This window comes from Streptomyces sp. NBC_01716, assembly GCF_036248275.1.
GTDB lineage: Bacteria > Actinomycetota > Actinomycetes > Streptomycetales > Streptomycetaceae > Streptomyces.
On the sequence record NZ_CP109181.1, the window covers coordinates 6,359,010 to 6,382,989 of the forward strand.

General features: G+C 71.7%; 21 protein-coding genes and 1 other RNA gene. 12 read left to right on the forward strand and 10 right to left on the reverse strand.

The annotated features are described in order from the left end of the window. Window positions 1-46 precede the first annotated feature (46 nt). Both OIE74_RS28025 and OIE74_RS28030 read right to left on the reverse strand, forming a co-directional pair. Window positions 47-1,300 (reverse strand): hypothetical protein, encoded by a 1,254-nt coding sequence (locus OIE74_RS28025; protein WP_329388421.1) that lies wholly within the window; start codon window positions 1,298-1,300, stop codon window positions 47-49. A gap of 199 nt (window positions 1,301-1,499) precedes the next feature. Then, window positions 1,500-3,305, reverse strand: a complete 1,806-nt coding sequence (locus tag OIE74_RS28030; RefSeq protein WP_329388423.1) for a sigma-54-dependent Fis family transcriptional regulator — start codon at window positions 3,303-3,305, stop codon at window positions 1,500-1,502. 218 nt (window positions 3,306-3,523) lie between these two features. Between OIE74_RS28030 and OIE74_RS28035 the strand changes: the two genes are divergently transcribed. The 10 genes from OIE74_RS28035 (at window position 3,524) to OIE74_RS28080 (ending at window position 13,366) form a co-directional block, all read left to right on the forward strand. Beyond that, window positions 3,524-4,318: an acetoin reductase gene (locus OIE74_RS28035; RefSeq protein ID WP_329388425.1), complete on the forward strand. Its 795-nt coding sequence runs from the start codon at window positions 3,524-3,526 to the stop codon at window positions 4,316-4,318. Window positions 4,319-4,373: 55 nt separating this feature from the next. Next, window positions 4,374-5,372, forward strand: coding sequence for an amidohydrolase family protein (locus OIE74_RS28040; RefSeq protein WP_329388427.1), 999 nt, complete (start codon window positions 4,374-4,376; stop codon window positions 5,370-5,372). A 1-nt stretch (window position 5,373) separates the two neighbouring features. Beyond that, entirely contained in the window at window positions 5,374-6,129 is a 756-nt protein-coding gene (locus tag OIE74_RS28045; RefSeq protein WP_329388429.1) for an iron-sulfur cluster assembly protein, read from the forward strand. Further along, the gene (locus tag OIE74_RS28050) at window positions 6,126-7,151 is read left to right on the forward strand and encodes an NAD(P)-dependent alcohol dehydrogenase (RefSeq protein WP_329388431.1); all 1,026 of its coding nucleotides are present in this window, start codon (window positions 6,126-6,128) and stop codon (window positions 7,149-7,151) included. Before OIE74_RS28045 ends, OIE74_RS28050 begins: the two co-directional genes overlap by 4 nt. Window positions 7,152-7,507: 356 nt before the next feature. Continuing rightward, on the forward strand, window positions 7,508-8,650 hold the full coding sequence (locus OIE74_RS28055) for a glycerol dehydrogenase (protein ID WP_329388433.1): 1,143 nt from the start codon (window positions 7,508-7,510) through the stop codon (window positions 8,648-8,650). 90 nt (window positions 8,651-8,740) lie between these two features. Then, window positions 8,741-9,463 (forward strand): MIP/aquaporin family protein, encoded by a 723-nt coding sequence (locus OIE74_RS28060; protein WP_329388434.1) that lies wholly within the window; start codon window positions 8,741-8,743, stop codon window positions 9,461-9,463. A 190-nt stretch (window positions 9,464-9,653) separates the two neighbouring features. Then, window positions 9,654-10,490: a Nif3-like dinuclear metal center hexameric protein gene (locus tag OIE74_RS28065; RefSeq protein WP_329388436.1), complete on the forward strand. Its 837-nt coding sequence runs from the start codon at window positions 9,654-9,656 to the stop codon at window positions 10,488-10,490. Next, window positions 10,487-11,230 carry a zinc ribbon domain-containing protein gene (locus OIE74_RS28070; RefSeq protein ID WP_329392467.1) on the forward strand — a complete coding sequence of 248 codons (744 nt, stop codon included), beginning with the start codon at window positions 10,487-10,489 and terminating at the stop codon, window positions 11,228-11,230. Before OIE74_RS28065 ends, OIE74_RS28070 begins: the two co-directional genes overlap by 4 nt. After that, the gene (locus OIE74_RS28075) at window positions 11,231-12,481 is read left to right on the forward strand and encodes a bifunctional RNase H/acid phosphatase (RefSeq protein ID WP_329388438.1); all 1,251 of its coding nucleotides are present in this window, start codon (window positions 11,231-11,233) and stop codon (window positions 12,479-12,481) included. A gap of 27 nt (window positions 12,482-12,508) precedes the next feature. Then, the gene (locus OIE74_RS28080; RefSeq protein ID WP_329388440.1) at window positions 12,509-13,366 is read left to right on the forward strand and encodes a GNAT family N-acetyltransferase; all 858 of its coding nucleotides are present in this window, start codon (window positions 12,509-12,511) and stop codon (window positions 13,364-13,366) included. Between the two features lie 15 nt (window positions 13,367-13,381). On the opposite strand, the gene eda is transcribed toward OIE74_RS28080, so the two are convergent. The 4 genes from eda to OIE74_RS28100 form a co-directional block, all read right to left on the reverse strand. Then, window positions 13,382-13,996: a bifunctional 4-hydroxy-2-oxoglutarate aldolase/2-dehydro-3-deoxy-phosphogluconate aldolase gene (gene eda / locus OIE74_RS28085; RefSeq protein ID WP_329388442.1), complete on the reverse strand. Its 615-nt coding sequence runs from the start codon at window positions 13,994-13,996 to the stop codon at window positions 13,382-13,384. A 74-nt stretch (window positions 13,997-14,070) separates the two neighbouring features. Beyond that, complete coding sequence (gene yaaA / locus OIE74_RS28090) at window positions 14,071-14,871, reverse strand: peroxide stress protein YaaA (RefSeq protein WP_329388444.1); 801 nt, start codon at window positions 14,869-14,871, stop codon at window positions 14,071-14,073. Window positions 14,872-15,169: 298 nt separating this feature from the next. Then, a complete protein-coding gene (locus tag OIE74_RS28095; protein WP_329388446.1) occupies window positions 15,170-16,030 on the reverse strand; it encodes a hypothetical protein in 861 nt (286 codons plus the stop codon). Then, window positions 16,027-16,812 (reverse strand): MerR family transcriptional regulator, encoded by a 786-nt coding sequence (locus OIE74_RS28100; protein ID WP_329388448.1) that lies wholly within the window; start codon window positions 16,810-16,812, stop codon window positions 16,027-16,029. Before OIE74_RS28100 ends, OIE74_RS28095 begins: the two co-directional genes overlap by 4 nt. A gap of 94 nt (window positions 16,813-16,906) precedes the next feature. Here OIE74_RS28100 and rnpB point away from each other — a divergent pair. Next, window positions 16,907-17,308, forward strand: an RNA gene (gene rnpB, locus OIE74_RS28105) — RNase P RNA component class A. A gap of 67 nt (window positions 17,309-17,375) precedes the next feature. Here rnpB and OIE74_RS28110 read toward each other — a convergent pair. The 3 genes from OIE74_RS28110 to OIE74_RS28120 form a co-directional block, all read right to left on the reverse strand. After that, window positions 17,376-17,726 (reverse strand): hypothetical protein, encoded by a 351-nt coding sequence (locus OIE74_RS28110; protein ID WP_329388450.1) that lies wholly within the window; start codon window positions 17,724-17,726, stop codon window positions 17,376-17,378. 311 nt (window positions 17,727-18,037) lie between these two features. Then, a complete protein-coding gene (locus OIE74_RS28115) occupies window positions 18,038-18,931 on the reverse strand; it encodes a PhzF family phenazine biosynthesis protein (protein ID WP_329388452.1) in 894 nt (297 codons plus the stop codon). Window positions 18,932-19,008: 77 nt separating this feature from the next. Further along, window positions 19,009-19,779 carry an SDR family oxidoreductase gene (locus OIE74_RS28120; RefSeq protein WP_329388453.1) on the reverse strand — a complete coding sequence of 257 codons (771 nt, stop codon included), beginning with the start codon at window positions 19,777-19,779 and terminating at the stop codon, window positions 19,009-19,011. A 202-nt stretch (window positions 19,780-19,981) separates the two neighbouring features. Here OIE74_RS28120 and OIE74_RS28125 point away from each other — a divergent pair, with 202 nt between their 5' ends. Further along, entirely contained in the window at window positions 19,982-21,643 is a 1,662-nt protein-coding gene (locus OIE74_RS28125) for an alkaline phosphatase D family protein (protein ID WP_329388455.1), read from the forward strand. A gap of 54 nt (window positions 21,644-21,697) precedes the next feature. On the opposite strand, the gene OIE74_RS28130 is transcribed toward OIE74_RS28125, so the two are convergent. After that, window positions 21,698-23,845 carry a SpoIIE family protein phosphatase gene (locus OIE74_RS28130; protein ID WP_329388457.1) on the reverse strand — a complete coding sequence of 716 codons (2,148 nt, stop codon included), beginning with the start codon at window positions 23,843-23,845 and terminating at the stop codon, window positions 21,698-21,700. Between the last annotated feature and the right edge of the window lie 135 nt (window positions 23,846-23,980).

A 23,980-nucleotide genomic window follows, 5' to 3' on the forward strand; every position in this document is an offset into this window, starting at 1 on the left:
GTCCCCGTACCGACCGACCGGACCCGCGGCGAAATTCTAACCAGCCCTACCCGGCGGCCGTTCGCCCGGTGAGGGGTGCCTGCTGCAAGGGAACCGGCTTGCGGGCCAGGCGAGTTGGACGGGGCGCGGACCCATTTTCGCCCGTGGCTTCCGCTTGTGCGGGTTCCGTGATCGATTCGGGCTCTTCGTCCCCCGCCGTGGCATGCCAGGTGTCCATCGGTACGTCCCTGGGCACGTCGCGCGGCGCCTCCACCCGTGCCACGCCGCACGGCATCGTGCCTGTGGCGTACGGCAGTTGGAGCACCCCGTCCGGCGACCACAGCCCCGTCCCGGCCAACCAGCCATCCGGCGCCGCCTGTTGGTGCAGCCGCCGGCCCGACGGCCGCCATGTCCCCACCCACGTGCCGGCCGGCCCGTCGATCCGCAGCGCGACCGCGCAGCTCTCCGGCATCAGAACCTGCCCCGGCTGTACGGCGAACGGGGTGACCGTACGGCCGGCCGGCCGCAGACACTCCGGGAAGCGCACCGGCCGCGCGCTGCCCAGCACGCCCCAGCCCAGCCGGTCGTGCCCCGGCGCGTCGGAGCGGATCAGCAGCAGACCGCTGTCGGCGTCGGCCAGCAGCAGCCGGTCGTTGCTGTCCTCCGTGATCTGGAGCAACGGGCTGACCTCGCCGCCCCGTTCCAGATCGACGGCGACGGTCTTGACCAAACCGTCCAGTTCGCGGTCGAGGGCCAGCAGCCGCCCCGTACGGTCGAGCCAGACACCGCCCGTGCAGCGTCCCCGCACGGTCGTGACCGGTTCCGGGCCGAACGCGCCGCCCGCCACCAGCCAGAGTGTGGTGCCGTGTTCGCCGGGGGCCAGGGCATAGGCGCGTCTGCCGTCGGGCGACGGCGGCAGCAGCGTCAGCCGGGCGCATTCGACGGCGCCCAGGGGCAGTTCACCCGTGCCGGGGCCGGTCGGATAAAGCAGCGAGAACGCCTGCCGGTCCGCGACCTGACGGTGAATCAGCACCCGTCCGTCGGTCAGCGGCAGCACCTCGGCGTCGGGCTCCTCGGGCTGGTCGAGCGGGAGCGGTACGGCGTACGGCTCGGGCCCGTCCAGCGTCCACCGCTCCGGGAACCACGCCGCACCGGCGCCGTCTCCCCCCTCGCCCTCGTTCGGAGAAGGGCCGGCGCCCGCCTCCGTACCGAGGGTCAGCCGCGCCGCGTAGGAACCGTCCGCCGCGATCACGAATCCCGCGCGCGGGGCGGCCCGGTCCGGCACGGCGCTCTCCACGCTCTCCATCACACAGGCTGTCATCGCTCAGTCACCTCCGGCGACGACGCTAGGTTCGCACTCGCTGCCGAACAACACGGGACAACCCGCTTCACACATAAGGGTGGCCGGTCGAGGGTTCGGCTGAGAGGGAGGGGGTGGGTGTGCTGAGGGGAGAGGGCACCCTCGGCGTACGGCCCGGCCCCGGCGGTGGGACCCGCCTGACCGTCGGCCCCGATCCGTCTCAGTGGCGCGCGGGAAGAGTGATGCCGTAAGCCCTCATCTTCCGGTAGATCGTCGTACGGGAGATGCCGAGCCGCTGCGCCGCCAGTAGTTTGTTGCCGTCCACCTCCAGCAATGCCTGGACCAGGGTGTCGCGCTCGGACGCTTCCCAGGCGCTCAGGGACCGGCTGCCCGGACTGTGCAGAGACGGCGGCAGGTCGCGGAGCTCGATCCGGTACGTGCGGCGGCCCGCGGCGGCCTCGCACAGGGCGAGACTCAATTGGCGGATGTTGCCCGGCCAGTCGTGCCGGCGCAGCAGAGGCAGCACCTCCGGTGCGCACTCGACGCCCGCGCCCATGCGTCGCAGCAGACAGTCGACCAGGGCCGGGAGGTCCGCGAGACGGTGCCGCAGGGCGGGTACCGTCGCCGCTTCGACGAAACAGCGTCTCAAGGGCTCCGGTACGCCAGGTGCGCCGTGGAGCGTGCCCACGATCCATGTGCCCTGTGCCGCCGCCGCTTCCAGCGCCCGGGCGACGGCGGGCCCCTGCTCGGGGGTCACGGCGTCGACGTTCCGCAGGACCAGGGCGCGTCCCGGCCCTGTCGGCGCCGCGCGCAGGGCGGCCGGCAGGTCGGTCTCGGCGTCGGTGGCCCGAGGGTCCATGGCATCCACGATCACGGGCGCGGAGGCCGCCCCGGTAAGCGCGTGCGTGGCCCCGACCAGCGCGGATTTCCCTGTTCCGCTCTCGCCGTGGAGCAGGAGCGGCGTTCCTTCGCGGGCGCAGCGGGACACCGTACGGGAGACGGTGTTCCATGCCGGGTCCGTCCCGGCCAGGCCCGGCAGCGGCCACGGCCGGGTCGCGACCTGCTCCTGACGGGAGCCGGAGCCGTTACGGGGGTGGCCCTGGTCGGAGGGGCGGTCCGCGAAGGCCAGTTCCAGCAGGTACCCGGCCGCGCCCGCGGAACTGTCGACCTGGCGGCACCGCATCAGCACCGTCTCTCCGCCGGTCAGCTGCACCTGCTTGCGGGTGCGCGGCGCGTGCCCCAGTTCGGCGGCGGCCTCGTGCAGCAGCCGGTGGTCGTCGCCGGTGAGTCTCGCCGATGCGGCGGAGTTGGCGAGCACGAGATCCTGGCCGAGGCAGAGCACCGGCCGGTCGCCGTAGTGGGTCACCTGCTGGAACGCTTCCAGCAGGGCGCGCTGGTGCGAGGTGCTGAACTCGTACATCATGCGCTCGATGTCGCTGACGGCCTCCTGCACCAGGGCTGTCATGAGAGTGCGCGCCGGGCCGTTCCAGCACGTCAGGTTCATGGCTCCCTCGACTCGTCCGGTGACCGAGTTACGGATCGGGGCAGCCGCGCAGGAGACGTTCTGCAGGCGTTCGTTGAAGTGCTCGGTGCCGAGGACCACGTTGGGCCTGCGCTCCTCCAGCGCGACCCCGATGCCGTTCGTGCCGACGAACTGTTCGGCGTAGTTGAAGCCGGGCGCCAGGTGGACCCGGTCCAGGTGCGCCGACAGCCGCTTCTCCCCGACGCGGCGATCGCGTACCCACCCTTTTCGGTCCGTCACGATCACACAGGCGTCCGAACCCGCCAGCGCCTGTTCCAGACGGTCAAGGACCGGCGTGGCGGCGCGGACCAAGCGGCTCTCCCGGTCGTAGTCCGGCTGGTAGGGGACGACCACCTCGTCCGTGCCGACCCCCAGGTATTTGGAACGCTGCCAGGAGTTTCGGATGCCCTCGGGCACGATCGCCGCAGGCGGTTCCGCGTTCGTGAGGAAGTGCAGGCGTGCTCGCGCGATGGTCCGGTCCCGCTCCGTGCTGTCACTGAGCATGGCGTCTCCGATGAGCGTGTTTCCGCCATATTACGAACATGTTTGCGCCTGTCAATGGTTAGTTCGCCATGACTGTCCCGTGCGTTTCCCGTGCCCTGATTCGGAGCCGGGCCCGGTGTGTTCCACATTGAAAAACTCGACGGCACCCCCAGCCCCCACGGTGATGGGCAGCGCCGCACGAAGGGTGTGGCCGCTTACCGTCGAGCACAGGAGCACCCATGACTTCCGCCGATAACGCAACCCGTACCGCGATCGTCACCGGCGCAGCCCGTGGCATCGGCCGCGGCATCGCGGAGCGGCTGGCCGAGGACGGACTCGATGTGGCCGTCGCCGACCTCCCCGGTATGAGCGAGGAGCTGAGCGAGGTGGCGGCCGGAATCGAGAAGACGGGCCGCCGGGCCCTCGCCGTACACGCCGATGTGACCAGCAAGGAACAGACCGACGCGCTCGTCGAAGAGGTGGCGGGCCGCTTCGGCAGGGTCGACGTCTATGTGGCCAACGCCGGTATCGCCAGGGTCACCCCGCTGCTGGACACCGGGCTCGACGAGTTCGAGCAGATCATGGCCGTCAACCTGCGCGGTGTCTTCCTCTCCTACCAGGCCGCGGCGCGCCAGATGATCGCCCAGGGCGGCGGCGGAAAGATCATCGGCGCCGCTTCGATCGTCGCGTACCGCCCGTTCGCGCTGCTCGGTGCCTACTCGGCGTCGAAATGGGGCGTACGTGGTCTGACCCAGGCCGCGGCGATGGAGTGGGCGCGGCACGGCATCACCGTCAACGCGTACTGCCCGGGAATCGTCGGCACCGACATGTGGGACCTGATCGACGAGCGGCTGGCGGAGGCCGAGGGCCTTGAGAAGGGCCGGGCCATCAAGAAGTACGCGGAGGCGATCGCGCTCGGCCGGGTGGAGGAGCCCGCGGATGTCGCGTCCTTCGTCTCGTATCTGGCCTCGCGGGACTCGGACTACATGACCGGCCAGTCCGTCATGATCGACGGCGGAATCCAGTTCTCCTGACACGGGGAGTCGAGCGCCCACTCGGTCAGCCGGCCATCGCGAACTGAGGAGAGAGATGTATTCCAAGGACGGCGAGAACTACTTCATCGTGGACGCGCACGTCGCGCTCTGGGACGCGCGCCCCGAGAACCAGCTCAACATTCACGGCAAGCAGTTCATCGACTGCTTCTACGACTACCACCGCAACCTGAGCCCGGAATCGGAACTGTGGCCGTACGAGGAGTACCTCTACTACGGCGGCGAGCGCCTGATGAAGGACCTGTTCACCGACGGTCATGTCGATCACGCCATCTTTCAGCCGGCCCGGCTCGGGGCGTTCTACCGCAACGGCTTCGGGCAGACGGAGGAGGCGTTCGCGCTCGCGTCGAAGCATCCGGACAAGCTGACGTACAACCACTGCTGGGACCCTCGGTTCGAGCAGGCCGGGCTGGACCAGCTGCGGCGTGACGCCGAGCGCTTCCAGCTCAAGGGCGTCAAGCTCTACACCGCCGAGTGGAAAGGCGACAGCCGCGGCTACAAGCTGGACGACCCCTGGTCGTACCGCTACCTGGAGGCCGCGCAGGAACTGGGCATCAAGAACATCCACATCCACAAGGGGCCGACGATCCGGCCGCTGGACCGGGACGCGTTCGATGTCGCGGACGTGGACAAGGTGGCGACCGACTTCACGGAGCTGAACTTCGTGGTCGAGCACTGTGGCCTGCCCCGCCTTGAGGACTTCTGCTGGATCGCCACTCAGGAGCCCAATGTGCACGCCGGTCTCGCCGTGGGGATGCCCTTCATCCACAGTCGGCCGCGGTACTTCGCGCAGATCATCGGCGAACTGCTGTACTGGCTGGACGAGGACCGCATCCAGTTCTCCAGCGACTACGCGCTGTGGACGCCGCGGTGGCTGATCGAGCGGTTCGTCGACTTCCAGATTCCCGAGGACATGACCGAGTACGCGCCAATCACCCTGGCGCAGAAGAAGAAGATCCTCGGGCTGAACGCGGCGGCCATGTACGGGATCGAGGTGCCTGCCGGGCTGGGCGTCGCCGAACCGGTGGTGGCCTGAGATGTCCGCCGGCTCACGGGAACGGTCCGCTCGCGCGGCGCTTGACACGGTCTTCGACCCGGAGTTGGACGAGCCGATCACCGACCTCGGCTTCGTCCGCTCCGTGACGGTCTCGGGCAGTCGGGTGACAGTCCACCTGCGCTTGCCCACGTCCTTCTGTTCCCCGAACTTCGCCTACCTCATGGCCTCGGACGCCAAGGATGCCCTGACGGCTCTCCCGGGCGCGGAGGAGGTCGTCGTGCTGCTCGACGACCACCACGACTCCGAGCTGATCAACCACGGCCTCGCGGCCGACGCCGGCTACCGGGGCACCTTCGGCACCGAGGCCGAGGACGGCCTGGAGGAGCTGCGGGAGACCTTCCGCCGCAAGGCACACACCGCGGCGATGGAGCGGGCGCTGACCTCTGTGCTGCGCCGGCGCCCCGATGTCGAAGAGGAGCGGTTGCACGACGTCGTACTCGGCGACCTGCCCGACGAGCCGGGGACCCGCGCCCTGCTGCGCCGCCGGGCCGCCCTCGGCCTGGGCACGGCGCCCGCCGACCCCGTCCTCGTGGACGAGCACGGACGCCGCTTCCCGCCGGGGGAGATCCCGTTGCGCCTGCGGTTCGCCCGCGCCGTGCGGATCTCGATCGAAGGGAACGCGCACTTCTGCCGAGGTCTGCTGCGCACCCGCTACCCCGAATCCGTGACCGACCAGACCCCCCGCGCGTGGGACTCCGCACCCGCCGCGTCCCCCGCGAAGGAGCACATCTCATGAAGGCAGTCCAGGTGGTGGGCTACCACCGGAGCCTCGACATGACCGACATCCCTGCCCCCGAGGTCACCGGCCCGCACGACGTGATCGTCAGGATCGGCGGAGCGGGGGTGTGCCGTACCGACCTCCACATCCTGGAGGGCCAGTGGGCGCAGAAGTCGGGAGTGGCGCTGCCGTACACCATCGGGCACGAGAACGCCGGATGGGTCCACGCGGTCGGCAGTGCCGTCACCAATGTCGCCGAGGGCGACAAGGTCATCGTCCACCCGCTGATCACCTGCGGCCTGTGCCCGGCCTGCCGCCGGGGCGACGACGTCCACTGCGCGCAGAGCCTCTTCCCCGGCATCGACACCGCCGGCGGCTACGCCGAGTACCTGAAGACCTCCGCCCGCAGCGTCGTCCCCCTCGACGACTCCCTCGAACCGTCCGACGTCGCCGCCCTCGCCGACGCCGGCCTGACCGCCTACCACGCCGCGGCCAAGGCGGCCCGGAGGCTACGACCGGGCGACACCTGCGTCGTCATCGGCGCGGGCGGACTGGGCCACATCGGCGTCCAGGTGCTCAAGGCCCTCACGGCCGCCGAGATCGTCGTCGTCGACCGCAACCCCGAAGCGGTGAAACTGGCCGAGTCCATCGGTGCCGACCGCGGTGTCGTCGCCGACGGTGGCCACGTCGACCAGGTGCTGGAACTCACCGGCGGTCATGGTGCCGAGACAGTGGTCGACTTCGTCGGCGAGGGAGGCGCGACCGGGGACGGTGTACGCATGCTCCGCCGAGCGGGCGACTACCACGTCGTCGGGTACGGCGAGAACATCGACATACCGACCATCGACATCATCTCCGCCGAGATCAACTTCATCGGCAACCTCGTCGGCTCCTACACCGACCTGTGCGAACTGATGGTGCTCGCCGCGCAGGGCCGCGTGCGCCTGCACACCACCAAGTATCCCCTCGACCGCTTCCAGGACGCCCTGGACGATCTCGGGAGCGGCCGGATCCGGGGCCGGGCGATCCTCACCCCGTGACCCTTCCGAAGGGGGAGTGCCGGCGCGGCATGTGCCGGGCCGGCACGTACCGCCGTAGCAAGTGCTACGGCATCGGGGGAGTAGGAGAATAGGTGTAGCCATCTCGGATGGCCGATGCGCACGCGCCCCGCACGGAATGCGGCGGAACGAACGCGGCGGAACCCGGCCACGGAAGGACGGTGGCCGCGCGAGAAGCCCCGGATTCCCACGGTTCAACCGAAACGGTTTCGCGGGACGGTCCGGCACGGCAGGCGCGCGCGTCATGAGGAGAACACGGCGGCGGACAGCCGCCGACGGTTTCCGTCCCGTCTTGCGGACCGCATCGCTTCACAGTCGTACCCATATTGGGAGGAATCATGACGCGCGCACTCCGTACTGTCATCAGCCCCGGCCGGTATGTCCAGGGCAAGGGGGCGATACAACGGCTCGGCGAGTATCTGAAGCCCATCGGCTCGACCCCGCTGATCGTCACCGACGACCTGGTGTGGGGCCTGGTGGGCCACGACATCACCACTTCGCTGAGGGACGCGGGGCTTCCCCTCGTACGCGAGAAGTTCAACGGGGTCCCCAGTGCGCACGAGGTCGACAGACTGGCCGACGTCATCAAGGCGACCGGTTCCGATGTGGCGGTCGCGGTGGGCGGCGGCAGCGCCATCGACGCGGTGAAGGCGGCCGGCCATGTCGCCGGGATCCGCTGGGCCAACTGCCCGACCGTCGCCTCCACCGACGCGCCGTGCAGCGCGCTGTCCGTGATCTACACGGAGAACGGTGAGTTCGAGGAGTACCGCTTCTTCCCGCGCAACCCCGACCTCGTACTGGTCGACTCCCAGGTGGTCGCCAACGCGCCGGTCTCGCTGCTGGTGGCAGGGGTGGGCGACGCCCTCGCCACCTGGCTGGAGGCGCGGGCCACAGCGCGGTCCAACTCGCAGACGATGGCCGGCGGCCTGCCCACCCTCACCGGCACCGCGCTCGCCCAGCTCAGCTGGGACGTGCTGTGGGGAAACGCGCTGCCCGCGATCGAGGCGGTCAAGGACCGGCAGGTCACGCCCGCCGTGGAGAAGGTCATCGAGGCCAACACCCTGCTGTCCGGCCTGGGCTTCGAGTCCGGTGGCCTGGCCGCCGCACACGCCATCCACAACGGCCTCACCGCGGTCCCGCAGACCCACGGCCTGGCACACGGGCAGAAGGTCAACCTCGGGTCGCTCACCCAGCTCGTCCTGGAAGGGGCGCCGACCAGCGACATCCGCGAGTTCGTGGAGTTCACCACCCGGGTGGGTCTGCCCACCACCCTCACCGAGGTCGGGCTGAGCGTGGACGACGACACGGAGCTGCGGACGGTCGCCGAGGCGGCGACCGCGGAGGGCGAGACGATCCACTCCATGCCCTTCGAGGTCCACAGCGAGGACGTGGTCAGCGCGCTCAAGTCCATCGAACGCTTCGCCTCCCGGGTCCGCGAGGACGCGAGCCTGCCGGCACCGGTGCGCCATGAAGCGCACTGACCCGGCACCGGACGCCGGGAGAACACCGCGCCTGTCCGGCACCGCCCGCCACACTCCCACCACCCTGCCCGCCGCCGAGGAGGCTGCCGTATGACCGGTACGGGGGAAATCTTCCTCAGCGAACTCATGGGCACGGCCATGCTGTTGCTCCTGGGCTGCGGTGTCGTCGCCAACGTTGTCCTTGCCAAGGCCAAGGGCTTCGACGGCGGCTTCCTGATGATCAACTTCGGCTGGGGCCTCGCGGTGTTCGCCGGCGTGTACGTGGCGTACAAGTCCGGAGCGCATCTCAACCCCGCGGTCACCGTCGGGCTGCTGGCCTCCGGTCAGAGCCTGGGCGGGGTGCTTCACGTACTCGCCTATCTGGCGGGGCAGTTCCTCGGCGCGTTCCTTGGCGCGGTGCTCGCCTGGGCCGCGTACCGCGACCACTTCGACGACCCGGAGTCCGACCCCGGCGCCAAGCTCGCGGTCTTCTCGACCGGGCCGGCCATTCCGCGCCGGCTGTCGAACTTCGTGACCGAGTTCATCGCGACCGTCGTGCTGGTCTTCGTCGTCGTGGCCTTCGGCAAGACACCCTCGGGGCTCGGGCCGCTCGCGGTGGCCCTGCTGGTCGTCGGAATCGGCGCGTCCCTGGGCGGCCCCACCGGGTACGCCATCAACCCGGCCCGCGACCTGTCCCCGCGCATCGCACACGCCCTGCTGCCCATCAAGAACAAGGGCGGGAGCAACTGGAGTTACGCGTGGATACCGGTGGTCGCCCCGCTGGCGGGCGGCGCGGTGGCCGGCCTGCTCGCCCTTGTGGTGGGCTTCGTGTAGGCATTCTCCACCACGCGCCCTGGCGAAGTGACGCGGGCGGGTTCACGGGGCCCGCCCGGCAGGCCGGTTCGTCCTCGAACGCCGGACGGGCCGAACGGCGCCCCCGGCCGGTGATGTCCTCGATCGCCGGACGGACCGGAGACCGCCGGCCATGGTCGCGGCACCATGCCTGGCAGGTAGCCTGTGCCCCGTGCCCCGCCTGTCCGAAGTCCTCGCCCAGCTCGACGCCCTCTGGCCGCCCGAGCGGGCCGAACAGTGGGACGCCGTCGGCACCGTCTGCGGCGATCCCGACGCCCCCGTGACCCGGGTCCTGATCGCCGTCGACCCCGTCAAGTCCGTCGTGGACGAGGCCCTGGAACTCGGCGCCGACCTGATCCTCACCCACCACCCGCTCTATCTGCGCGGGACGACGACCGTCGCCGCGGGCACCTTCAAGGGCCGCGTCGTGCACACGCTCATCAAGCACGACATCGCGCTGCACGTCGCGCACACCAACGCCGACAGCGCCGATCCGGGAGTCTCCGACGCCCTCGCCGGCGCGCTCGGCCTGCGCGTCGTGGGCCCCCTCGTACCCGACCCGACCGACCCCGCGGGCCGCCGCGGGCTCGGCCGGATCTGCGAACTCGACCGCCCCGCCACCCTCCGCGACTTCGCCACGCGTGCCGCGCACCGGCTGCCCGCCACCGCGCAGGGCATCCGCGTGGCCGGCGATCCCGACGCCCTCGTCAGCACCGCCGCCGTCAGCGGCGGATCGGGCGACAGCCTCTTCGACCACGTACGGGCTGCGGGAGTGGACGTCTTCCTCACCGCCGACCTGCGCCACCACCCGGTCTCCGAGGCCACGCAGCGCTCACCGCTGGGGCTGGTCGACGCCGCGCACTGGGCCACCGAGTGGCCCTGGTGCGAGCTGGCGGCCACCCAGCTCGACGAGATCTCCGACCGTCACGACTGGGACCTGCGGGTCCATGTCTCGAAGACGGTCACCGACCCCTGGTCCTCCCACCATTCCTCAGGAGCCCCCAACTGAACGCCGAACCCGCCGACCAGATCCGACTCCTCGACGTCCAGGCACTCGATCTGCGACTCCAGCAAATCGCCCACCGGCGCGACTCGCTGCCCGAGCACGCCGAGATCGAGTCGCTGAACAAGGACCTCACCCAGCTGCGCGACCTGCTGGTCGCCTCGCAGACCGAGGAGAGCGACACCGCGCGCGAGCAGACGAAGGCGGAGCAGGACGTCGACCAGGTCCGCCAGCGCGCCGTACGCGACCAGCAGCGGCTTGACTCGGGCGCGGTCACCTCGCCCAAGGACCTCGAAAGCCTCCAGCGCGAGATCGTCTCGCTCGCCAAGCGCCAGGGTGACCTGGAGGACGTCGTCCTTGAGGTCATGGAACGCCGCGAGGCCGCGCAGGAGCGGGCCGCCGAGCTGACAGGGCGTGTCTCATCCGTCCAGGCCAAGACGGACGACGCCGTCACGCGCCGGGACGCCGCCGCCGAGAAGCTCGACGCCGAGGGGGCGACGGCGGCCAAGGAGCGCGAGACGGTGTCGGCGACGATCCCCGCCGACCTGCTCAAGCTGTACGAGAAGCTGCGGGTGCAGCAGGGCGGCGTCGGCGCGGCCCGCCTCTACCAGCGCCGCTGCGAGGGCTGCCGGCTGGAGCTCAACATCACCGAGGTCAACGAGGTCAAGGCGGCGAGCCCCAGCACCGTCCTGCGGTGCGAGAACTGCCGCCGCATCCTTGTCCGTACGTCCGAATCGGGTCTGTAGATGCCGACATTCGTCGTCGAGGCGGACGGCGGGTCACGGGGCAACCCCGGCCCTGCGGGCTACGGGGCCGTCGTGCTCGACGCGGTGACCGGTGAGACGCTCGCCGAGGCCGCCGAGTACATCGGCGTCGCCACGAACAACGTCGCCGAGTACAAGGGCCTGATCGCCGGGCTGAAGGCCGCGAAGGCACTCGACCCGGCCGCCGACGTGCGGGTCCGGATGGACTCCAAGCTCGTCGTGGAGCAGATGTCGGGCCGCTGGAAGATCAAGCACCCCGACATGAAGCCGCTGGCCGCCGAGGCGTCGCGGATCTATCCCACGGGGCAGGTCCGCTTCGAGTGGATCCCGCGCGAGAAGAACAAGCACGCCGACCGGCTCGCCAACGAGGCGATGGACGCGGGCAAGAAGGGCAAGCAGTGGGAGCCGTCGGCGTCGAACGCCGAGCTGGGCGCGGGAGCACGGCATAAGTCCACGCGCTCGGCCGTCGCGCCCGCCCCCGACGGACCGCCGGGGGACGCGGCGGCCGGCGCGGCGAAGGCGCGCGCGGCGCTGGCCGCCTCGTACGAACTCACCGTCGGCGTCCCCGAGCAGGCCGCCCCGCCCGTCGGCTGGGGCCCGGCCGACCTGGGCACCCCCGCCACCTTCGTGCTGCTGAGGCACGGCGAGACGCTGCTCACCCCCGAGAAGCGCTTCTCGGGCAGCGGGGGAGGCGACCCGGAGCTGTCGGCGGTCGGCCGCAGGCAGGCCGACGCCGTAGCGGCGGCGCTCGCCGCGCGCGGCACGATCCAGGCCGTCGTCTCCTCGCCGCTGCTGCGCTGCCGCGAGACGGCCGGCGCCGTCGCCACCAGGCTCGGTCTGGAGGTACGGGTCGAGGAAGGGCTGCGCGAGACGGACTTCGGCGCCTGGGAGGGCCTGACGTTCGCCGAGGTCAGGGAGCGGTACGCGGACGATCTCGGCGCCTGGCTGGCATCGCCCGACGTGGCGCCGACCGGCGGCGGCGAGAGCTTCAACGCGGTCGCGGCGCGGGTCGCCGCCACGCGCGACGCGCTGATCGCGCGGTACGCGGGACGTACGGTGCTGGTCGTCACGCACGTGACCCCGGTGAAGACCCTGGTCAGACTGGCGCTGGGAGCGCCGCCCGAGTCCCTGTTCCGGATGGAGCTCTCGGCGGCGTCGCTGTCGGCGGTCGCCTACTACGCGGACGGCAACGCGTCGCTGCGTCTGCTGAACGACACGTCGCACCTGCGCTGAGCGGTCGCGGGCGGGGAGGGGCTCGGTATGGCCTGGCAACTGACCGACGACGCCGGGGAGTTCCGTACGGCGGCGGCCCCCTGCCTCGCACTGGACCCCGCCCGCTCGACGCTGCTGCTGACGATCAGCGAGTCGCTGCGCACGAACGGGGCCGGGGCGCCCGCGCGGTTCGGTTACTGGCGGGCGAGCGAGGACGCGCCGGTCTCCGCCGCCTTCCTCCAGACACCGCCGCTGCGCCCGCTGCTCGGCCCGATGCCGGACCGGGCGGCGCGCGAACTCGTACCCGTACTGCGCGCCGTGGACCCGTCGTTGAGCTCCGTACAGGGTGAGGAGGCGTGTGTACGGGCGTTCGCCGCCGCGTGGACCGGGCAGCCCGGCGGCTGGCGGGTCTCGCACCGGGTACGGCTGTTCCGCCTGGGCGAGCTGACCCCGCCGGACCCCGCACCCGCCGGCCGCGCACGGCTCGCGACCGCCGCCGACCTGCCGCTCCTCGCCGAGTGGATGAGCGCTTTCGCGACAGACACCGGCCAGCCGGTCAGGGCGGACGGGGACTACAGACAGGCCACGGCGGAGCGCGTCGTGGACGGCCGGCTGTGGCTGTGGGACATCGCGGGCGCACCGGTGGCGATGGCCTCGGTCAGCCCGATCCTCGCGGGACAGGCACGGGTGGCGCCCGTCTACACACCGCTCGGGCTCCGGGGCCGGGGTTACGGGGGCGCGGTCACGGCGGCGGTCAGCCGTGCCGCGCTGGACGCGGGGGCCGGACAGGTGCTGCTCTACGCGGACTTGGCGAATCCGACGAGCAACGCGCTCTATCGGCGGCTGGGTTACCGGCCGCTGGTGGACAGTCAGGTTCTGACGTTCGATCAGCGGACGTCCGCCTGAGCAGGGCGCCCCGCGTCAGCGCAGCGCCGCCGCCTCGCGGGCCAGTTTCTCCACCCGGGGCCAGTCCTTCTCCCTGAGCGTGTCGGGCGGAAGCATCCAAGTGCCGCCCACACAGGCCACGTTGGGCAGCGCCAGATACGACTCCGCCGACGCCAGGGAGATCCCGCCCGTCGGGCAGAACCGGGCCTGGGGCAGCGGGCCCCACAGGGACTTGAGGTACGCCGTGCCGCCCGCCGCCTCCGCCGGGAAGAACTTCATCTCCGTCACGCCGCGCTCCAGCAGCGCCACGACCTCCGAGGCCGTCGAGACACCCGGCAGGAACGGCACCCCGGACGTCAGCATCGCGTCGAGCAGGCTCCCGGTCCATCCCGGGCTGACCAGGAAGCGCGCCCCGGCTGTCACCGACTCCGTCACCGACTCCGGCGTGATGACCGTCCCCGCGCCCACCACCGCCTCCGGCACCAGTGCCGCGATCGCCCGGATCGCTTCCAGCGCGACCGGGGTGCGCAGGGTCACCTCGATCACGGGCAGGCCGCCGGCCACAAGGGCGCGGGCCAGGGGCACGGCATCGGCGGGATCGTCCACGACGACGACAGGGACAACGGGGGCGAGGTCGAGCACGGAGGTCATACCGCCATCCTGCCGCGCCGCCCACGCTCCCCGCAACGAGCGTTGCGCCCTGCGCAACAGGGGAGCGACGGCTCTCAGTGGATCTCCGTCACCACCACGTCCAGCGCCCACGCCCGCCCCGCCCCACCGGGCTCGGTGACCTCCACCACATACCCCAACTCGCGCAGCGTCTCCACCAGTTGGGCGGGCCTCCGCGGCCCGGCACCCGCCATGAGCAGGTCCCGGACGAGCCGCCCCTTCGTCGCCTTGTTGAAATGGCTGACCACCGACCGCTTCTCCACACCGTCCACGACCTGCGCGTGCAGGACGCGCACCGTGGCCGTACGGGCGGCGACCTCGCCCACCGGCTTCCAGGCCGGCGCGTACGACGACGAGCGCAGGTCCAGTACGAGCCCGCCGCCCGCCACCTCGGGCAGCACCGGCGCCATCGCCTTGCGCCAGTGCGTGCTCAGCGCCCCGACGCCCGGCAGCCGCACGCCCATCGAGCACCGGTACGACGGGATCCGGTCGCCGATCCGTACCGCTCCCCACAGCCCGGAGAAGACCAGCAGCGACTTCCCGGCCCGCCGCCGCGCGGCGGTGTCCAGCGTGGCGAGGCCGAGCGCGTCGTACAGCACCCCGGTGTAGATGTCCCCGGCCGGCCGCGCCCCCGCGGTCCGCAGCTCCACGTTCTTCGCGATCTCGCCGCGCAGCCCCTCGCTCAGGCCCAGGACCTCGGCGGCCTTCTCCTCGTCGGCGGCGCACAGCTCCACCAGCTCGTCCAGTACGGCTGCGCGTGCCTCGGCCAGGGCGGGCAGTGACAGTGACTCCGGCTTCAGCGGAGCCCCGCGGCCGGATGCGGCCTTGCCTTCCGACGGCGGCAACAGCACGAGCACGGTGGTTCTCCTCAAGGACGTACGGAACGGGGGTGCGGCCCCGTTCCGCCAGGTTAAGCGGTACGGCACGCACGTACGCCGCCCAGTGGTGCTTCCAACCCGGCCGACAGCTCCACCCACGACCACGCGTTCTCCCTCGTCGGCCTGGCGGTCGGCCTGTTCCCGACCCGCAAACCGTTCACGACGTGGGCGCACGAGATGGACAGCGGTGTGACCCGCGACAGGTACGACGTCCCGCCCGCGCACATCGTGTTCCGCGTCGTGTGCGTGGTGGTCATGGCGCTCGCCGCGTTCGTACTCACGCGCTGACGTCGCCCACGGCCTCGTCCGGTGCCCCGGCGAGCGCCTTCCTGACCGCCGTGAGCCGGGCCACGAGCGCCGCCGGGTCGTCGGCGTGGAAGCGGACCACCGTCGCCGTGCCGCGCTTGCCCATGGGCCGTACGAACCCGACCGGCCCGGTCAGCTCCACCCGTACCGTCGTCTGCCCGCCCACGATCAGGTCGAGCGTGCCGCCGGGCTCGTCGATCCTGATCAACGAGCCGTCCGGGTAACGGCGTTCGACCCGTACCGAGCTGATCCGGTCGCTCGCGATCGGCATGTCGAACAGCGCGCCCCAGCGCACCCGGAGCGATCCGTCGGCGCCCACCACATGCGGCCGGGTCACACAGCTCGCGTGCAGCGCCAGCACCATCAGCAGGCCGTACACATCCACGACCAGCAGAATCCGGTGCACGAGCGGCCAGGGAACCAGGATCGCCAGCGCCACCGTCTCGACGACGGACACGAAGAGGAAGCCGTACATCATCGCCGTCTGCGGGCCGGTGTACGCGGCGGCGAGATCACCCTCGCGTACGCCGTGCACCCGCCGCCCCACCCACCGTACGAGGCTGGTCATGCCCCGCAGCTCGTTGACGAGCAGCCGGCGCGCGGTGGCCGGTACGGCGGCCTCCACCGCCGCGACGAGGGCGGCCCGCCGCTCGGCCCCGGCCCGCCGCGCCGCCTTGTAGCGCCGCCGTACGAGCACGGCCTCGGCCACCACCAGCGTGAGCACGACCGCCTCGGCGGCCAGCAGCACCGGCGCCGGGACGTCCACGCCCGCCACCAGACACACGACCAGCGTGAGTTCGGCCGGCACCAGCACCCACAGGGCTCTGCTCATCCCGTTCCCTCCCCGTCCGTCTTCCTGTCCTGTCGCTCCCTCGCCCGCCGCGCCCGCATCGGCCCGAGCGCTTCCATCACCAGCCGGGCCACCTCGGCCTGGGCAGGGGAGAAGTCGGCGAAGATCGCCGCCCCGACCCCCTCCAGCACGGGCGGCCCGTCGTCCTCCGGGATCGCGTCCAGCACCGCGTCCGGGACGATGGCCGCCAGTGCGTCGGCGAGCGGGACGATGCGGGGATCGTCCGCCGGGGCGTCGGCGAGGTCGTCGAGGCGGCCGTAGAGGGCGAGGACGTCCGGGTCCTCCAGCAGGGGGTGCAGGGCCTCGTAGAACTCCTCGCCGCCGCCCGCGGTGTCGAGCAGCACGAGCAGTTCGCGGTCCTTGGCCGCCATCGCCGAGTCCAGGTCCGGCGCGGCCCGCAGCAACCGCGCCAGCTTGGGCGACACCGGCCCCTCGGGCGGCAGCGGCTCCGTCATCAGCTCGGCGAGCCTGCGCCGCCTGTTACGGATCTCCTCCTCCTGCCGCGCCAGATCGGCGTCCAGCTCCCCGAGCACCTCCGCCAGCTCACGCCCCGCGTCGTCGGCGAGGACGTCCCGTACCTCGTCGAGGCTGAGCCCCAGCTCGGAGAGCCGCCGGATCCTGGCGAGGAGTACGGCGTCCCGTACGGAGTAGACGCGGTACCCATTGGCCCGCCTCCCGGGCTCGGGCAGCAGCCCCATGTGGTGGTAGTGCCGCACCGCCCGCGAGGTGACCCCCACGAGTGCGGCGATCTCTCCGATTCGCATGCGTCCAGTAGAAACCCTGACGTCGCGGCAAGGTCAAGGACCCGGCCGGCCGCCACCGGCCCGCCCGGCCGGGTACCATGACGATCACGGCAGACGAGCCGGGCGGACGGCCGCGTGAAGATCTCCGGATCTTCCCGAGGAACGTCCGGACTCCACAGGGCAAGGTGGTGGGTAACGCCCACCCGGGGTGACCCGCGGGACAGTGCCACAGAAAACAGACCGCCCGGCGCTCAGGCGCCGGGTAAGGGTGAAACGGTGGTGTAAGAGACCACCAGCGCCCGAGGTGACTCGGGCGGCTAGGTAAACCCCACTTGGAGCAAGGTCAAGAGGGGCCGTCGCGAGACGACCCTGCGCGGACGTCCGAGGGCTGCCCGCCCGAGTCCGCGGGTAGACCGCACGAGGCCGGCGGCAACGCCGGTCCTAGATGGATGGCCGTCTCCCCGGCCGCCGCGAGGCGACCGGGCGACAGAATCCGGCGTAGAGCCCGACTCGTCTGCCGCTTGCCGTCCCCCGCCCGCCGTCGGCGTCGTCGTCATCACGGGTCGGGGACGCGCAGTTGGCGGTCACAGCTCCTCGGCGCGCAGCGCCAGGTCCTGGAGGATGTCCGCCGACGAGACCTCGGGGCCGCCCGCGTCGTGCACCCGGGCCAGCGTCACGAAGGCGAGGGTGAACGCTCCCACGAGTTGTTCCACCGCGCCGCCGACCTCCCGGCCGAGCAGGGCGCTGAGTTCCTCGGGGGTCGCGTCGGCCGGGACCTCGACGCGGGGCATCGTCTCGTTGAGCAGTTCGGTCACGACGCCCATCTCGGCGTCCATGTCCTGCTCCTGACCGGTGTCCTCCTCAAGTCGACGCTGCCAGTCACCGGCCTGCGTCAGGATGGCGATCACGCGCTTCAGGACCTCGCTCTGCTCCATGCCGTGAGCATAGGCGGGCGGGATGGGGCGCGTGGGTAGCAGCGCGAGCCGGTGGAGTGAGACGTACGCGCGTCGCACGCCCGGCGCCGTCGCCGATCCGGGCCCGGGAGCCGTCGAGCGCGCTCGGGACCGGAGCCGCACGGCAGCCCTCGTACGTCGTCCCGACGCCGTGCGCCGGCGGTCCGATCCCTGGCTTTCGCTTCTTCGCACAGGACGCGCGGGACTTCGGCCCGCCGAGCGTGGCCCAACCGGGGGAGAACGCCCAGCTGTTGGCACCCGCCGGTCCGCCCCCGACCGGCCCCGGGGCCGTACTACACCGACTCCGCCGGGATCGGCGTCCCCGTCCCCGACACCCGTACGCGCGCGTCGCCCGCTCGCAGTTCCACCGTCAGGACACCCGGCCGGCCCATGTCCACGCCCTGGTGGAGGGTGAGCACCGACGCCTCGGGGACGAGGCCGAGTTCGCGCGCGTACGCCCCGAACGCCGCCGCCGCCGCGCCCGTCGCCGGGTCCTCCACCACGCCGCCCACCGGGAACGGGTCGCGTACATGGAAGACGTCCGCCGACTCGCGCCACACCAGCTGCACCGTGGTCAGGTCCAGCCGGCGCATCAGCGCTTCGAGACGGGTGAAGTCGTAGGCCAGGTCGGCGAGTCGGGCCCGGGTCGCCGCGCCGACGACGAGGTGGCGGGCACCGCCGTACGCGATGCGCGGCGGCAGCTCCGGGTCGAGGTCGCCGGCCGGCCAGTCGAGGGCGGCCAGCGCCTCGGCGAGGTCGGCGTCCGTGACCTCCTCGACGTGCGGCTCGACGCTGGTGAGCGTCGCCCGCAGCGGACCGCCGTCCCCCGTGGCGGCGACCGTCACCGGCACGGTCCCGGCGCGCGTCTCGAAGACCAGGTCACCCGGGCCGATCCGCTCGGCCAGCGCGATCGCGGTGGCGACGGTGGCGTGCCCGCAGAACGGGACCTCGGCCTTCGGGCTGAAGTACCTGATGGTGAACGCCCGCCCGGGAGACCCGGCACCGTCCGGCGCGGGCGCCGTCAGGAACGCCGACTCGCTGTAACCGACGTCGGCGGCGACGGCGAGCATCGCGTCGTCCGTGAGTCCGGACGCGTCGAGTACGACGCCGGCGGGATTGCCGCCCGCGGGGTCGGCCGAGAAGGCGGTGTAGCGCAGGACTTCGCCGGTCGGTGTCGGTTCACTCATGCGCGTGCCAACCATGGGCGGCGGGGCGTCATTCCCGCCGGGCGGGAACCCGTGCGCCGCCCGCCGTGAACAGCCCCTCAGCCGCGCCCGATGAACGGCATCGCCGTCGCCAGCACCGTCGCGAACTGGATGTTCGCCTCCAGCGGCAGTTCCGCCATGTGCAGCACCGTCGTCGCCACGTCCGCCGCGTCCATCACCGGCTCCACGGCCAGTTCGCCGTTCGCCTGCGGCACGCCGAGGGTCATCCGCTGCGTCATGTCCGTCGCCGCGTTGCCGATGTCGATCTGGCCGCACGCGATGCGGTACGGACGGCCGTCCAGGGAGAGCGACTTGGTGAGACCCGTGAGGGCGTGCTTCGTCGCCGTGTACGCCACCGAGTGCGGACGCGGCGTGTGCGCTGAGATCGAGCCGTTGTTGATGATCCGCCCGCCCTGCGGGTCCTGGTCCTTCATCAGCCGGAACGCCGCCTGCGCGCACAGGAACGAGCCCGTCAGGTTGGTGTCGACCACCTTGCGCCACGCCGAGTAGGGCAGCTCCTCCAGCGGTACGCCGCCGGGTCCGAACGTGCCCGCGTTGTTGAAGAGGAAGTCGATCCGGCCGTACCGCCGCCGCACCGTTTCGAAGAGCGCGTCCACGTCCTCCGGCCGCGCCACGTCCGTCGGCACGCACACCGTGTCGGCCGTCCCGGTCGCCGATTCCGCCGCCAACGCGGCCGTCTCCTCCAGGCGTTCGGCCTTCCGTCCCGCGAGCACGACCGACCAGCCCGCGCCCGTCAGGGCGACCGAGACGCCCCGTCCGATGCCCGAACCCGCTCCCGTCACCACAGCGATCTTCCGCACAGCATCCATGGGGCCGCAGCGTACGGGAGGAGACGCGACGGGAGTACGGGACCTGGCGAGCCGCGACCGGGGCGCGCGGGGCGGTGGCATATAACGGGCGCACGGGGAACTCATCAGGCGGACACCCGGATGTTGTGTACCCGACAACGATCCGACGTCGCGCCCGGCTGCACTTCCTCTGACAGCAGCCGTCAGGGGAGGGGCACATCAGATGACACCCGCACGCACCGGTACCTCCGGCAACGCCAACGCCGCCGCGCACTCGCCCGAGATGAGGGCCGCCGCGGCCCATCTCGGCCGCCGGCGTTTCCTCAGCGTCACCGGCGCCGCCGCCGCACTCGCCTTCGCCGTCAACCTGCCGACGGCGGGCACCGCGAGCGCCGCCGAGCTGGACGCCTCGAAGATCAAGAGCGACCCCTTCACCCTCGGCGTCGGCTCGGGCGACCCGCAGCCCGCCTCCGTACTGCTCTGGACCCGCCTCGCGCCCAGCCCGTACGAGCCCGACAGCGGCCTGCCCCGGACCAGGGTCTCGGTACGCTGGGAGGTCTCGCACGACGAGCGGTTCACCCGCGTCGTCAGACGCGGAACCACCACCGCCCACCCCGAGTTCGACCACAGCGTCCATGTCGAGGTCCCCGGTCTGGACGCCGACCGCTTCTACTTCTACCGCTTCCGCGCGGGCACGTGGATCAGCCCGGTCGGCCGCACCCGTACCGCCCCCGCGCGCTCCGCGAACATCGGGGAGCTCAAGCTCGGCGCCGTCTCCTGCCAGGCGTACCACGACGGTTACTTCACCGCGTACAAGCACCTGGCCGCCGAGGACCTCGACGTCGTCATCCACCTCGGCGACTACCTCTACGAGTACGCCGTCTCGGCGGTGGGCGGCGCCCGCAACTACACCGACCGGCGGCTGCCCGCGCACTACAACCGCGAGACCATCACGCTGGAGGACTACCGGCTGCGGTACGGCCTCTACAAGTCCGACCCGGACCTGATGGCCGCGCACGCCGCGCACCCGTTCATCGTCACGTGGGACGACCACGAGACGGAGAACAACTACGCGGACGAGACGCCCGAGAACGACGTGCCGCCGGAGGAGTTCCTGCTCCGCAGGGCCGCCGCCTACCGCGCGTACTGGGAGAACCAGCCGCTGCGCGCCCCGCAGCAGCCCGAAGGACCGGACATGCGGCTCTACCGCCGGCTGCACTTCGGGCGCCTCGCCCAGTTCGACATCCTCGACACCCGCCAGTACCGCTCCAACCAGGCGTACGGGGACGGCTGGCAGGTCCCGGGCCCGGAGTCCGAGGACCCGACGCGCACGATGACCGGCGAGACGCAGGAGCGGTGGCTGCTGAACGGCTGGAAGAGCTCGAACGCGACCTGGAACCTGCTGCCGCAGCAGGTCACCTTCGCGCAGCGCCGCGATGTGCCCGGGGACAACTTCAAGCTGTCGATGGACGGTTGGGACGGCTACCCGGCCTCCCGCAAGCGCGTCCTGGACGGCGCCGACGCGGCCGGCCTCGACAACCTGATGGTGCTCACCGGCGATGTGCACGTCGGTTACGGCTTCGATCTCAAGGCCGACTTCAACGACCCCGCGTCCCGCACCGTCGGCACCGAGGTCGTCGCCACCTCCATCGCCAGCGGGAAGGACGGCGCGGACAAGCCCGCCAACTGGGACAACCTCACCGCCGCCAACCCGCACATGAAGTTCTACAACGGGCGGCGCGGCTATGTGACCGTCACGCTCGGCACGCGGCAGGCGCGGGTCGACTTCAAGACGGTGTCCGCCGTCACCACGCCCGGCGCGCCCCTCTCGACGGCCGCGTCCTTCGTGACCGAGGCGGGCGACCCGGGCCTCAAGCCCGTCTGACGCCCCGCCTCACCGGCACCCGCACCGGCCCTGCCCGCCGTCCGACGGGCAGGGTCAGGTGCCGGCTTCCCGGCGAAGCAGCAGAAGAGCGATGTCGTCCAGCCGGGGGGCGGAGTGTTCGGCATGGCGGATGAGGGCGTCGGCGAGCTGGTCGAGGTCCGGGCTCCGGTCCTGCCCGACGCGCAGGGCGAGAGCGTCGGTGTTGTCGTCGATGTCCGTGCCCGGAATCTCCACGAGCCCGTCGGTGTAGAGGGCGAGCACCGCGCCCGGCGGGAAAGGGATTTCGGCGGTGGGGTATTCGCCGCCGGGGTCGATGCCGAGCAGCAGTCCGGGCGGCACGCGGAGGACTTCGGTGGCTCCGCCGGGGTGGCGGAGCAGCGCCGGCGGGTGTCCGGCGGACGCGAGGTGCAGACGGTGGTGGGTGAGGTCGACGCGGACGATCAGACAACTGGTGAACAGGCCGGCGTCGAGGTCGGTGAGGAGCACATTGGTGCGGGCGAGCAGCTCCCCCGGAGGCGTGTCCGTGTTGGCATGGGCGTGCACGGCGGTGCGGACCTGCCCCATGAGGGCGGCGGCGGAGGGGTTGTGGCCCTGGACGTCGCCGATCGCGGCCGTGAGCGTGGTCCTGCCGCGGACCAGGTCGTAGAAGTCGCCGCCGATGTCCGCGCCGTGACCGGCCGGAAGATAGCGGGCGGCGACGTCCAGGCCGGGGAAGCGGGGCAGTACGCGGGGCAGCAGGGAGTTCTGCAGGGCGTGGGCGAGGGCGTGCTTGGCGTCGTAGAGATTGGCGCGGTCCAGGGCTTGGGCCATGAGCCCGGCCAGTGAGGTGAGAATGGCGCGTTCGGCCGGAGGAAAGGCACGGGGCCGGTCGTAGGAGAGCGTGAGCGAGCCGATGGCGCGGCCGGAGGCGGTGAGCGGCAGAAAGGCCCAGGCGCTTCTGTTCTGGTAGCGGGGCGCGTCGGGGTAGTCGCGCAGGAAGTCCTCGAAGGTGGGAAAGAAGGCGGGGGCGTCGGTCGCGAGGGCGCGCGTGGCCGGGCTGCGGAAGGTCAGGGGCGCGCCGTCGATGCGGTCGATGAACTCGGTGCTGTAGCCGCGCTGACCGATGGCGCGCAGCCGGCCTTCCTCCACGATCAGGATAACCAGGCCCTGCGCGCCGAAGCCGGGCACGATCTGGTCGGCGGCGAGATCGACCACGTCCTGGACACCCACGGCCTCGGCGAGTACGGCCGACATGTGCGTCAGGTGGTAGAGCCCCATCGCACCGACCGCTTCGCCCTCCGCCGGGGCCTCGCGGGAGGTGACGTGCTCCTGCCTGGCCGCCGACCCGACTTCCTGCTCGTCGACGGCCGTGATGTGCACGCTGATACCGCTGCCGCCGGGATACAGCTCGAAGAGAAGCGGGGTGTCCGGCGGGCGGACGGCGGTGAACGACGTCGACTGGCGGGTGATCACCGCGAACCGGTAGCGGTCCTCGAACACCGGACCGTTCAGCCAGTGCAGCACTTCCCAGGGGTAGTTGCCCACCAGAGCGAGGGGACCGACGCCCACGAGGTCGGCCCCGGCGGGATTGATGAAGGTGACCTTGCCGTCGAGGTCGAGTTCGCAGCAGCCGACGGGAAGGCGCTCGGTGAAGCGGAGCGCGGCCGTGGCACGGACGGGATCGGGATGGCCCAGTGCCGTGGGCAGCAGCAGCGGCTCTCGCGGGGGCAGCAGCGGCCGGCCCTGGTCGTGGGACCGCTCCAGCAGCCCTGCGGCCTTCCGGCAGAAGGCGGAGATCGCCTCGTTGTCGCGAGGACGGAGCCTCGGCGGGTGCCCGATGGGCCACAGCAGTGCGATCCCGCCCCACACCCGGCTTCTGCTCGCCACCGGCAGCGCGGCGAGCATGAAGTCGTACGGCACGACGACGCCCAACTGCGGGTAGCGGCTGGACATCTCGCCCTGACTGCCCAGCCACACCGGACTCCGTCGCTGAACGGCGTCCACGACGGGACTGGAGATGTCCAGCGGGGCACGGGCATACGGCGCGGCGACCCGCGGTGACACGCCGGACACCAGCGTCAGCCACAACACCCCGTCCCCGGGCGGGAACAGATAGAGCAGGCCGATCGACGCGCCGGTGTCGCGCATCACCGCTGTCATCAGTCCGTCCAGGCCGCCGAGGCCGGTGCCGGGGCCGCTGCTGGGGTCGGCGGGCTGCCGCATGGCGCTTCCTCCTGCCGGTGGCGGCGGGCACGCCACGCTGCGTGCCGGTGCGACGGCCGACGGAACCGGCGGCCAGGCGCCGGAGAGAGCGAGGCTCCCCACCAGTCGCGGCGAATAAGATAACCCATAACCGGA